Annotated in this window: 9 protein-coding genes; 5 read left to right on the plus strand and 4 right to left on the minus strand. The window is 63.7% G+C overall.

Going from position 1 to position 12,141, the window contains the following annotated elements; genetic code table 11:
• The first annotated feature begins 159 nt into the window (after nucleotides 1-159).
• Both VUG52_RS20440 and VUG52_RS20445 read left to right on the plus strand, forming a co-directional pair.
• Nucleotides 160-1,341, plus strand: a complete 1,182-nt coding sequence (locus tag VUG52_RS20440) for an MFS transporter (RefSeq protein ID WP_050704566.1) — start codon at nucleotides 160-162, stop codon at nucleotides 1,339-1,341.
• A gap of 120 nt (nucleotides 1,342-1,461) precedes the next feature.
• Nucleotides 1,462-4,938, plus strand: a complete 3,477-nt coding sequence (locus VUG52_RS20445) for a hybrid sensor histidine kinase/response regulator (RefSeq protein ID WP_050704565.1) — start codon at nucleotides 1,462-1,464, stop codon at nucleotides 4,936-4,938.
• Here VUG52_RS20445 and rmuC read toward each other — a convergent pair.
• Both rmuC and VUG52_RS20455 read right to left on the minus strand, forming a co-directional pair.
• Entirely contained in the window at nucleotides 4,910-6,268 is a 1,359-nt protein-coding gene (gene rmuC / locus VUG52_RS20450; RefSeq protein WP_331833183.1) for a DNA recombination protein RmuC, read from the minus strand. The two genes, VUG52_RS20445 and rmuC, sit on opposite strands and share 29 nt — an antisense overlap.
• A 333-nt stretch (nucleotides 6,269-6,601) precedes the next feature.
• Nucleotides 6,602-7,021 carry a tetratricopeptide repeat protein gene (locus VUG52_RS20455; protein WP_050704594.1) on the minus strand — a complete coding sequence of 140 codons (420 nt, stop codon included), beginning with the start codon at nucleotides 7,019-7,021 and terminating at the stop codon, nucleotides 6,602-6,604.
• Between the two features lie 941 nt (nucleotides 7,022-7,962).
• On the opposite strand from VUG52_RS20455, the gene VUG52_RS20460 reads away from it, so the two are divergent.
• The 3 genes from VUG52_RS20460 (at nucleotide 7,963) to VUG52_RS20470 (ending at nucleotide 10,351) form a co-directional block, all read left to right on the plus strand.
• Nucleotides 7,963-8,187 carry a hypothetical protein gene (locus tag VUG52_RS20460; protein ID WP_050704563.1) on the plus strand — a complete coding sequence of 75 codons (225 nt, stop codon included), beginning with the start codon at nucleotides 7,963-7,965 and terminating at the stop codon, nucleotides 8,185-8,187.
• A 258-nt stretch (nucleotides 8,188-8,445) separates the two neighbouring features.
• The gene (locus VUG52_RS20465) at nucleotides 8,446-8,928 is read left to right on the plus strand and encodes a hypothetical protein (RefSeq protein ID WP_262951064.1); all 483 of its coding nucleotides are present in this window, start codon (nucleotides 8,446-8,448) and stop codon (nucleotides 8,926-8,928) included.
• Between the two features lie 145 nt (nucleotides 8,929-9,073).
• Nucleotides 9,074-10,351, plus strand: a complete 1,278-nt coding sequence (locus VUG52_RS20470) for an OmpP1/FadL family transporter (RefSeq protein ID WP_050704560.1) — start codon at nucleotides 9,074-9,076, stop codon at nucleotides 10,349-10,351.
• A gap of 186 nt (nucleotides 10,352-10,537) precedes the next feature.
• On the opposite strand, the gene VUG52_RS20475 is transcribed toward VUG52_RS20470, so the two are convergent.
• Together VUG52_RS20475 and VUG52_RS20480 are read right to left on the minus strand one after the other, a co-directional pair.
• Nucleotides 10,538-11,440 (minus strand): RHS repeat-associated core domain-containing protein, encoded by a 903-nt coding sequence (locus tag VUG52_RS20475; protein WP_177330830.1) that lies wholly within the window; start codon nucleotides 11,438-11,440, stop codon nucleotides 10,538-10,540.
• A gap of 100 nt (nucleotides 11,441-11,540) precedes the next feature.
• Nucleotides 11,541-12,101, minus strand: coding sequence for a glutathione peroxidase (locus VUG52_RS20480; RefSeq protein ID WP_050704559.1), 561 nt, complete (start codon nucleotides 12,099-12,101; stop codon nucleotides 11,541-11,543).
• Between the last annotated feature and the right edge of the window lie 40 nt (nucleotides 12,102-12,141).

The following is a 12,141-nucleotide window of genomic DNA, read 5'->3' on the forward strand; positions in this document are numbered from 1 at the left end:
GCCTTGTGTAAGGTGGATTTATCTTATGCCTTCGAAGAATATCTATATAACGGGTAATTTCTCTATCTGTTATCTGTTTTGCAGATATAGCTAAACGTATAGCCCCTGGAATATGCTTGGCGCGGTTTTCCTGATGACAATAATGACAAGGACCTGTCGATGCTCACCGCCCTCAAGCGCTACCCCAACCCGGTACGCCTGCTCCTGCTCACCACCTTCACCCTGACCATGGCCCGAGCGATCACCCTGCCCTACCTGGTGGTCTACCTGGCCGACAATTTCCAGCTCTCGGTCGGCCGTATCGGCCTGGTGATCGGCGGCGCGCTGATCGTCGCCTCGCTGCTGAGCCTGTACGGCGGACACCTGGTCGACACCGTGCGCAACCATACCCTGGTGATCGCCAGCCTGCTGGTGTTCGCCCTGGCCTTCGTCGGCGCCATCGCCAGTCGCTCGGCCGCGCTGTTCTTCCTCTGCCTGGTGGTGATCAACCTGGCCCTGGCGCTGGTCGACATCGCCGCCAAGGCCGCTTTCTGCGCCCTGTTGCCGGTGGAGCAGCGCGCCGAGGTGTTCGCCATCAAGTACACCCTGAGCAATATCGCCTATGCCGTGGGGCCGATGCTCGGCGTGGCCCTGATCGAGGTGGACGGCCACCTGCCCTTCGTGGTCTCGGCACTGATCGGCCTCGCCATGTGCCTGGCCTACCAGCGCCTGGGCGTTCGCGACCTGCAGCCCCAGGACCGGCCACAGCCCGGTGCCGGCTTCGGCCAGGTGGCCCTGGGCCTGCTGCGCGACCGGCGGTTGGTGTGCTTCACCCTGGGCGGTGTGCTCAGCGCGGTGGTGTTCGGCCAGTTCACCGCCTACCTGTCGCAGTACCTGGTGGTGACCCGCAACCCCGCCGAGGCGGCGCGGCTGGTCGGCTACCTGGTGACTACCAACGCGGTGACGGTGATCGCCTTGCAGTACCTGATCGGCAAGCGCATCGACCGGCGCCGGCTGATGCCGTGGCTGATGGCCGGCATGGGCCTGTTCGTCGCCGGGCTGCTGGGCTTTTCCCTGGCCGGCACGGCGCTGGCCTGGTGCCTGGCGATGCTGGTGTTCACCCTGGGCGAGATCATCGTGATTCCGGCCGAGTACATGTTCATCGACCTGATCGCTCCGGAGCACCTGCGCGGTATCTACTACGGCGCACAGAACCTGGGCAACCTGGGCGCGGCACTGGGGCCGGTGCTGGTGGGCGCCGCCCTGGGGCACCTGGTGCCGGTGGCGGTGTTCTATCTGCTGATCGGGTCGGTGATACTGGCAGGTGTGTTCTACTGGCTGGGGACGCGCCGACCTGAGTGATGCCATCGCGCGGCCCTGCGACGTCCTGCCACTGCGACCATGGTCGGCGCTGACGAACCGCGCCCTGCGTGCCAGACTGATTGATCGGGACCGCGTTTCTATTTTTGCTCCGGAGTTTGCATGTCGTTGTCCAGCGGGCTGATCGCCGTGGTCGCCCTGGCCTACATGGCCATCATGTTCGCCATCGCCTTCTATGGCGACCGCCGCAGCACGCCGTTGCCGCCGCGCCTGCGTGCCTGGGTGTACAGCCTGTCGCTGGCGGTGTACTGCACCAGCTGGACCTTCTTCGGCGCGGTCGGCCAGGCCGCCGAGCAGCTCTGGGCGTTCCTGCCCATCTACCTGGGGCCGGTGCTGCTGCTGATCTTCGCGCCCTGGGTGCTGCAGAAGATGGTGCTGATCAGCAAGCAGCAGAACATCACCTCGATCGCCGACTTCATCGCCGCCCGCTACGGCAAGTCGCAGACCCTGGCGGTGGTGGTGGCGCTGATCTGCCTGGTCGGCGTGCTGCCGTACATCGCCCTGCAGCTCAAGGGCATCGTGCTGGGGGTGAACCTGTTGATCGGCGCCAACGCCGATGCCACCGGCAGCCGGGTGCAGGACACCGCGCTGGTGGTGTCGCTGGTGCTGGCGCTGTTCGCCATCGTCTTCGGCACCCGCAGCCTGGACGTCACCGAGCACCACCGCGGCATGGTCCTGGCGATCGCCTTCGAGTCGCTGGTCAAGCTGCTGGCCTTCCTCGCCGTGGGCGCCTTCGTGGTGTTCAACCTGTATGACGGCTTCGACGACCTGTTCACCCAGGCCCAGCAGTCGGTGCACCTGAGCGACTACTGGGAAGAGACCATCAACTGGCCGTCGATGGTGGTGCAGACCGCCGTGGCGATGATGGCAATCATCTGCCTGCCACGGCAGTTCCACGTCACCGTGGTGGAGAACATCGAGCCCCAGGACATGCGCCTGGCGCGCTGGGTGTTCCCGTTGTACCTGGCCCTGGCCGCGCTGTTCGTGGTGCCCATCGCCCTGGCCGGGCAGATGCTGCTGCCGGGCACGGTGATCTCCGACTCGTTCGTGATCAGCCTGCCGCTGGCCGAGGCCCACCCGAGCCTGGCCCTGCTGGCGTTCATCGGCGGCGCCTCGGCGGCCACCGGCATGGTCATCGTCGAGGCCGTGGCGCTGTCGACCATGGTCTCCAACGACATGCTGCTGCCCTGGCTGCTGCGGCGCAACAACGCCGAGCGACCCTTTGAGGTGTTCCGCCACTGGATGCTCTCGGTGCGCCGGGTGACCATCGTCGTCATCCTGCTGCTGGCCTACGTCAGCTACCGCCTGCTCGGCTCCACCGCAAGCCTTGCGACCATCGGCCAGATCGCCTTCGCCGCGGTGACCCAGCTGACCCCGGCGATGCTCGGCGCGCTGTACTGGAAGCAGGCCAACCGCCGTGGCGTGTTCGCCGGCCTGGCCGCCGGCATCTTCCTGTGGTTCTACACCCTGGTGCTGCCGATCGCCGCCCACAGCCTGGGCTGGTCGCTGCAACTGTTCCCGGGCCTGGCCTGGCTGCACGGCAACCCGCTCAACCTGCCGATCACCCCGCTCACCCAGGGCGTGGTGCTGTCGCTGGCGGGCAACTTCACCCTGTTCGCCTGGGTCTCGATCCTGTCGCGCACGCGGGTTTCCGAACACTGGCAGGCCGGACGCTTCATCGGCCAGCAGACCAGCGCCCGCCCCTCCAGCAAACCCCTGCTGGCGGTGCAGATCGACGACCTGCTCAAGCTGGCCGCGCGCTTCGTCGGCGAGGAGCGCGCCCGGCAAAGTTTCATCCGCTTCGCCTACCGCCAGGGCAAGGGCTTCAACCCCAACCAGAACGCCGACGGCGACTGGATCGAGCACACCGAACGGCTGCTGGCCGGCGTACTCGGCACCTCCTCGACCCGCGCCGTGGTCAAGGCCGCCATCGAAGGCCGCGACATGCAGCTCGAGGACGTGGTGCGCATCGCCGACGAAGCCAGCGAGGTGCTGCAGTTCAACCGCGCGCTGTTGCAGGGCGCCATCGAGAACATCAACCAGGGCATCAGCGTAGTCGACCAGAACCTGCGCCTGGTAGCCTGGAACCGCCGCTACCTGGAGCTGTTCAACTACCCCGACGGGCTGATCAGCGTCGGCCGGCCGATTGCCGACATCATCCGCTACAACGCCGAGCGCGGCTTGTGCGGGCCGGGCGAGGCCCAGGTGCATGTGGCGCGGCGCCTGCACTGGATGCGCCAGGGGCGCGCCCACTCCTCCGAACGGCTGTTCCCCAATGGCCGGGTGATCGAGCTGATCGGCAACCCCATGCCCGGCGGCGGCTTCGTCATGAGCTTCACCGACATCACCCCGTTCCGCGAGGCCGAGCAGGCCCTGCGCGACTCCAACGAGGGCCTGGAGCAGCGCGTCGCCGAGCGCACCCACGAACTGTCGCAGCTCAACCAGGCGCTGACCGAGGCCAAGAGCCGCGCCGAGGCGGTCAGCCAGTCCAAGACCCGCTTCCTCGCCGCCGTCAGCCACGACCTGATGCAGCCGCTCAACGCCGCCCGGCTGTTCTCCGCCGCCCTGTCGCAGCAGGCCGAGGCCATGAACGACGAGGCCCGGCAACTGGTGCAGCACATGGACAGCTCGTTGCGCTCGGCCGAAGAGCTGATCAGCGACCTGCTCGACATTTCGCGCCTGGAGAACGGCAAGGTCACCCCCGACATCAAGCCCTTTGCCCTCAACGAGCTGTTCGACACCCTCGGCGCCGAGTTCAAGGTGCTGGCCGCCGAGAAAGGCCTGGAGTTCCGCCTGCGCGGCAGCCGCCTGCGGGTGGACAGCGACATGAAACTGCTGCGCCGGGTGCTGCAGAACTTCCTCACCAACGCCCTTCGCTACGGCAAGAGCCCGCTGCTGCTGGGTGCGCGGCGCCAGGGCGGACGCCTGTGGCTGGAGGTGTGGGACCGCGGCCCGGGCATCGCCGACGACAAGCTGCAGGTGATCTTCCAGGAGTTCAAGCGCCTGGACAGCCACCAGACCCGCGCCGAGAAGGGCCTGGGCCTGGGCCTGGCGATCGCCGACGGCCTGTGCCGGGTGCTCGGGCATCCGCTGGAGGTACGCTCCTGGCCGGGCAAGGGCAGCGTGTTCCGCGTCAGCGTGCCCATCGCCCACAGCCCCGCGCCCGCGACGCCCGCCCCCGTGGAGCAGGCCGGGCAACCCCTGGCCGGGCTGCAGGTGCTGTGCGTGGACAACGAGGACAGCATCCTGATCGGCATGAACAGCCTGCTCAGCCGCTGGGGCTGCCAGGTGTGGACCGCGCGCAACCAGGCCGAATGCGAGGCCCTGCTCGGCAAGGGCCTGCGCCCGCACCTGGCACTGGTGGACTACCACCTGGATGACGGCGAGACCGGCACCGGGCTGATGGGCTGGCTACGGGCGCGCCTGGGCGAGCCGGTGCCCGGCGTGGTGATCAGCGCCGACGGACGCAACGAGACCATCGCCCTGGTGCATGCCGCGGGCCTCGACTACCTGGCCAAGCCGGTCAAGCCGGCGGCCCTGCGCGCCCTGCTCAATCGGCATCTGAGCCTGGTTCAGTAAGCGCCTCGTCGCTCAGGGCGCGCTCGATCAAATCGGCCGGCAGGCTCTTGCTGGCCCGGGCACCGAGCAGCTTGAGCTGCTCGCTGCGGCTGACCAGGTTGCCGCGCCCCTCGCACAGTTTGTTGCGCGCTGCGGCGTAGGCCTTGTCCACCTGGGCCAGGCGTGCGCCGAGCTCGTCCAGGTCCTGGATGAACAGCACGAACTTGTCGTACAGCCAGCCGGCGCGCTCGGCGATCTCCCGGGCGTTCTGCCCCTGGCGTTCCTGCTTCCACAAGCTGTCGATCACCCGCAGGGTGGCGAGCAAGGTGGTCGGGCTGACGATGACGATCTGCCGGTCGAAGGCCTCCTGGAACAGGTTGGGCTCGGCCTGCAGTGCCGCCGAGAAGGCCGCCTCGATAGGCACGAACAGCAGCACGAAGTCGAGGCTGTGCAGGCCTTCCAGGCGGTTGTAGTCCTTGCTCGACAAGCCCTTGACGTGGTTGCGCAGCGACTGCACGTGCTGCTTGAGCGCGGCTTCGTCGTTGTTGCCGACGAACTGCTGGTAGGCCGTCAGGCTGACCTTGGCGTCCACCACCACCTGCTTGTCGCCCGGCAGCATGATCAGCACATCGGGCTGGAAGCGCTCGCCATCGGCGCTGCGCAGGCTGACCTGGGTCTGGTACTCGCGGCCCTTCTCCAGGCCCGCGTGCTCCAGCACCCGCTCCAGGATCAGCTCGCCCCAGTTGCCCTGGGTCTTCTGGCCCTTGAGCGCCTGGGTGAGGTTGGTGGCCTCGTCGGACAGGCGCAGGTTGAGCTGCTGCAGGCGCTCGAGTTCCTTGCCCAGGGAGAAGCGCTCGCGGGCCTCCTGCTGGTAGCTTTCCTCGACGCGCTTCTCGAACGCCTGGATACGCTCCTTGAGCGGGTCGAGCAATTGGCCCAGGTGCTGCTGGCTGGTCTGGGCGAAGCGTTGCTCGCGCTCGTCGAAGATCTTGGTGGCCATGTCGGCGAACTGCGCGCGCAGGGTGTCGCGGGCTTCCTGCAAGTCCTCGAGGCGTTGCTGGTGGCTCTCCTGCTGCTCGCGCAGCTCGGCCTCCAGGCGCGCAGTCTGGGCTTCCAGACGGCGCAGCTCGGCCTCACGGTTGGCGCGCTCGAGGTGCCAGGCATGGGCGGCGTCACGGGCGTTGTCGCGGTCGACCTGCAGCAGTTCCAGTTCCCGCCCCTGGGCGGCCAGCTGGGTCTGCTTGACGGTGTTGGCCTCGCTGAGGTCGCTGATCTCGTCGCGGCTGGCCTCCAGCTGCGCCTGCAGGCCGGCCTGGGTCAGCTGGGCGGCATTCAGGCGTTCTTCGAGCAAGGCCTGCTCGGCCTTGCGCGCGCCCTGGCCGCGCTGCACCTGCATGACCCAGCCCAGGCAGGGCACGGCGCCCGCCACCAAGCCCAGCAGAATGCTGGTCAGATCCACTGTCATGCTTACCCCGATCGAACATTGACGAATGCTGCGCAGCTTATCAGCCTGGTGGCGGGGCTGCCTGGTCGGTGCCCCCTGTAGGAGCGGCCTTGTGCCGCGAAAGGGCCGTCTAACGGCCCCGAGGTTCAGCGTTGACGCAAAGATCGTCGGGGCCGTTGCACGGCCCTTTCGCGGCACAAGGCCGCTCCTACAGGGGGGAACGCGAAAATTGATATCCGGCTAACAACTAAACCACTGGCGCAACAACCGCCGCGCCTCCTGCGAGCCCTGCCCCGCCGCCAGCTCCAGCCAATAGCGGGCCTGCTCCGGCTCCTGGGCCTGACACAACCGCCCATATTCCAACTGGGCCCGGCGATCACCGGCGCGGGCCGCCTGGCGCAGCAGCTCATGGCCGATGCGCCGGTCGCGGGCATTGCCGCAATCGCGGCAAAGCATCTGCCCCAGGCGGCTCTGGGCCACCACCACGCCCTGGCGCGCCGGCTGCTTGAGCATGCGCCCGGCCAGGTGCTTGACGCTGGGCTTGTCGCCCAGACGCGGGCTGTCGAGCAGCCACAGGGCCACTTTCAGGGAAAAGCGCTTGGGGGAAGGCAGCGATGACGAGGCATCAGGACTGGCGAGGTGTTTACCGCGAAGCTTCATGACCAACAGCAAGGGTGACTCGAGAGGCGCGCCACTCTACTCCATTTTTTGCGGACTGGCCCGAGCGACTTTCGGCTGATCGACATTTTTTTCCATGATTTTTTCTTGACGTTTTCCCAGGGAAAATGCGCATGCCACCCTCACCCACCAATTGTCGGACAATCGATGAAACAGCTGGCACGCCCGTACTAGAGCAAGCGCCCGGGACAATCCACAGAACCTGTGGATAACTCGGTGGACAACCCCTTGAGGCAGCCCGCAAACCCCTGTGAAATGGGGCTTTCAGTCAAACTGTCGATTTTTTCACCAGCAAAAATTAGTGTTTTTTTTCATTGACTTAAGCCCCCAGTCAAGTCATTGGCGAGCCGTCCACAGGATGTTGCAGGAGGGTTACAACTGTTCAGCCGAGTGTGTACAACTGCACCAACAAACGGCATCGCAGTGCACGAAAACGGGACAAGCGGGCAATTGGCCGGGCATTTCCCCCTCTTCACAGCAGGCACGATTGACGACATAATGATCGGCTTCCCGCCAGAAAAGCCAAAAGCTTGCCAACCCCGAAAAGTTCGTGTAGGGTTGCGCCCCGTTAGTACCCAGCTGAAGTCATTCTGGCCACTCAGTCCCTGCAGCACTGTGCTCGACACCGAGCAGACGCTGCCCCATCGGGACCGGCCCATTCGATGATTCACTCGGCAGACCTTGCCCAGCACGAATCACGTTTCAGATTGATCAGGATCTTCCCCGACGCCCAGAACCCTGGTGTCGGTGTGCTGCCTGCCTTCTGTCGTACCTACCAGTCAGCCCAGCGCCCACCTATTGCATGCGCCCCTCTGGCTGCCCTGTTCCAGTCAGGTTCTGCGTCTCCTTAATAAAGACGTCACTGGAACGTTTCTATTGTGCACGGATCAAACACCGTGTCTTACGCAGGAACATCCAACAATATGAGTAACCATCAACAGATCCAGGCTGCCTTTGGCACCCTTTCCCAGGCCTTCGCCCCACTGAAGTGCCTTATCGTTGCCCCTCGCAAGGGCAGCTTCAGCTTCACCCTGGTCGACGAGCATGGCATTGCCTGCCACAGCGAGCGCCTCTACCCGGAACAATACAACCGGGCCGAACCGCTGCAGGCGGTGATCGAGCGCACCCGCCAGTCGCTGACCGCATGAACGAATGGCGGGTGATTCACGCCATGAATACGCCATGCAACACCCAGCCTGAAGGTAATTGGCCTAATCGCCAGCGGGCATATGCCCCGCGCCTTCGGGCTGCAATCGATTTAAAAACAGCCCTTTACACCACAGTTATCACACTACACTTCAACTCGAGCGGCTCCTGCCGCTTCCGGCGGGCCTGACCACTCACCAGCTGCCAAGCTCCAGCGCCCGTCGGCCCTTTCCAGCAGAGGGCATCCAGCAGAGGGCATCATGGGCATCGCTGCGAACGAGTTGAGTCGATATGTGATCCGGCCGACCTTGATCTACCTGGGTCGCCACTGCGAAAGCGCCGAAGCTTTGTTACTGGGCGTTGCAGCAAGCCAGTCTGCGCTGGGCGCCGCCCTGCATGACCGACGCGGCCATGGGCTCTACAGGATCGGTGGGAATCGTCACCGTTGCCTGTGGGACGAATACCTGGCCCGCGACCCCGAACTGGCCAGCCTGGTACGTGGCCTGGCCAGTCAGCACGCCTTCCTCGGCGGCCCGCACCTCGAACTCACCGTCAACCTGCGCTACGCCACCGCCATCGCCTGGATGCTGATCGAAGAGCAGGCCATGCCCTTGCCGGCGGCCGACGATCTGCTGGGCCTGGCGCGGATCTGGCGGCAGACCTTCCAGCCCCAGGGGCGCCTGCGGGATTTCACCCAGGCTTGGCACCACTGTATCGAACCGATGCTCACCCCAGCCTCCTGAGCAACCGCGTCCTACAACCGGAATAAACGGAATTTTGGTCGGATTGTCCTACAAAACCGCTCTATCTCCTGAGTTTCAGCCTATAGCGCAGCGCGGCATTTGTTGGTAGCTTTTCGCCCCGGAGATCCCAAGGAGTTTTCTAATAATGAAAAAAGTTATGCTCAAAACCTCTCTCGGCATTGCCGTTGCCCTCGCTTCCAGCCAATTGCTCGCCAGCGGCTTTGCCCTGAATGAACAGAGCGTTAGCGGCATGGGGACAGGTTTCGCGGGTCGTTCTTCTTCTGCCGAAGATGCCAGCACCGTGTATGGCAACCCGGCGGGCATGGCCCGCCTGAAGCGCGACCAGATGACCGTCGGTGGTGCCGCGGTCATCGCCAAGTCCGATATTTCCGGACGCGGCAGTAACAAAGGGGGGGAAATGGACGGTGACATGGTGCCCGTGGTCGGCGTGCCGATGGGTTACTACGTCAAGTCCATCGATGATCACTGGAGCGTCGGTTTCGGCGTCTACGTGCCGTTCGGCCTGGTCACCGACTACGGTAGCGACGATGCCGCACGCTACTGGGGCAAGAAGAGCCATGTCGAGGTCGTGACCTTCCAGCCGACCGTGAGCTATGCGTTCAACGACAAGGTCTCGATCGGTTTCGGCCCGACCATCAACCGCATCAAGGGCGAGCTGGGTTCGAACCTGGCCAGTATCTCGCCGCTGCGTCCGGCTGATGGCGAGGTGAAGATCAAGGGCGACGACACCGCCGTCGGCTACAACATCGGCATCCTGGTGCAGGCCACCGATCGCACCCGCGTCGGCCTGACCTACCACTCGATGGTCGACTACAAGCTCGAAGGCAAGACCAAGGTCAGCTACCCGCTGCTCGGCCTGGACGGCAACAAGTTCGATGCCACCCTGAAGATCAAGACTCCCGAGTCGGTGGACTTCTCGGTCACCCACGAACTGGATGACCAGTGGACCCTGTACGCAGGCAGCACCTGGACCCGCTGGAGCCGCCTGGAGAACATCACGGTCAACAACGAAGTGCCGGCAGGCCCTGCCGGGCAGTTCGCGACCATCACCGAGGAACAGAACTGGCACGACACCTGGGCTCACGCCATCGGCGCCTCCTACAAGGTGAACAAGGAGTGGGTCCTGCGTACCGGCTTCTCGGTTGACCAGTCGCCGACCAACAACACCAACCGCTCCCCGCGCATCCCTACTGGCGATCGCAAGATCTTCAGCATCGGCGCCGGCTGGAGCCCGACCGACGACATGACCATCGACGTGGCCTACTCCTACCTGTGGGAAGAGGACACCAAGGTCAACAACCAGCCGCACAGCGCGACCGAAGCTGGCCTCAAGGGCAGCTACCAGGCCAAGTACGAAAACAGCGCCCACGGCGTTGGTGCTTCGCTGACCTACCGCTTCTGAGTGGCACCCGCTACATGAAAAAACCGCCCTCGTGGCGGTTTTTTCATACCTGCACAGGCCATTGTTCGCCCAGATCCATAAGCATGAACTTCACACCCCAACAAGCGTGCGCCGATGCAGTAAAGTCGTCACCCGGCCCCTGGAATCTGGACGAACCTTTCGATTTTGACTGTTTCCAAAAGGTGCTCAGTTGTTTTCGCGCAGTAGCCTGCTCGCATCACTATTTCCAGCTGGAACTGTCGAAGAACTATCACCTGAATTTAATACTCGCATTTCGACACTATTATCCGACCGCCCGCCATTAGCACTTGGCGTAGACCTAGACATGTGAACTGCAGCACTGGTACTTGCAATCTGTGCCCCCAGCACAAGACCGGAACCAAGCCCATATAACCATTGATCAGCAGTACTCATCGGCAAAGAACCAGCTACCCCCATTGAATATACTACCCCCGCGACTCCGGTACCGACGGCATGAACACCTGCTGCGCCAAAGTTAGCAACCGCTGCCCTTGGGTTATGGCTCATCTGTCTAAATCCAGCCAATGTATGACCAACGGCTAAAGCTGCTGAACTATACATCCATGCCTGAGCAGCATCATCTCCCCACGAGGGATCTACCAGCACGGACTCAGAGCTCGAGCTATAAGTTTGCGTCGAGCTCGATATTGGGTAATTACCCTCAGATCCAGTAACGTTACGGAACATATTACCTCGAAGATTCCAACCAGGCTCACCAATGTCCGGCAAAGTATAATTACGTCGAAGCACGGGCCCAGGCGCACGACCAGTACGATCCTGATAGTTTATCGGATCGCCCGTACAATAGGCGTACGCATTAACCCCTCCTTTTGCAAACGGGCTTAACGCATCTGGAGATATAAACCGCATCAAACGGGGGGTGTAACTGCGATGTCCATTACCCAGGTAATAAGCCCCCGTCAATGTCTCACGGAGTTGCCCACAGTATGCCAACCGTGGGCCAGTAGCTGCTGACAATGCACCATAAGGCGGATAGCTTCGAGCAGTATCTGCCGTCGCCAGAACGGAATGTTGCTGATCGCATGCCGTTAGATAGTTCATTGCCATGATGCCCTCCGGGCGAACGAGATGTTTCAGCAAGGCTGAACCCCTTCGCCACCGAGGAAAACTGGCAAAAATATCAGGTCATTACCGGCCCAGGCCGGACCTATTGCTCTGAAGGCTGCGAAGCAATCGCCTTGTCGATCGCCGCCCTGAACGCCGGATCATCCGGTTTGGTCAGGCTGGAGAAGTTGCCGATCACCTTGCCCTTGCGGTCCACCACGTACTTGTAGAAGTTCCACTTCGGCGCGCTGCTCTGCCGGGCCAGTTCGACGAACAGCGGGATCGCGTCCTTGCCGCGCACCGGCTGGGCCTTGGTCATGGTGAAGGTCACGCCGTAGTTGGCGTAGCAGACCTTGGCGGTCTTGTCGCTGTCGGCATCTTCCTGCTTGAAGTCGTTGGACGGCACGCCGAGCATTTCCAGGCCCTGCTCGCGGTAGTCCTTGTAGGTCGCTTCGAGGCCTTCGAACTGCGGGGCGAAGCCGCAGTAGCTGGCGGTGTTGATCACCACCAGCGGCTTGCCGGCAAAGCGCTGGCACAGGTCGATCTGCTCCTTGCCGCGCAGCTCCGGCAGGCTGCCTTGGAGCAGCGCCGGGCAATCGGCCGCCCAGCTCGAAGTGGCGGCGGCCAGGGCCAGCAGGGGGAGGGTCAGCCAACGGGCATGCATGATAGCGGTCTCCTGCACATGGTTCCTTGACTGTGCAGGG

This window comes from Pseudomonas sp. LH21 (assembly GCF_036549575.1).
In the GTDB taxonomy this organism is placed as follows: Bacteria; Pseudomonadota; Gammaproteobacteria; order Pseudomonadales; family Pseudomonadaceae; genus Aquipseudomonas; species Aquipseudomonas peradeniyensis.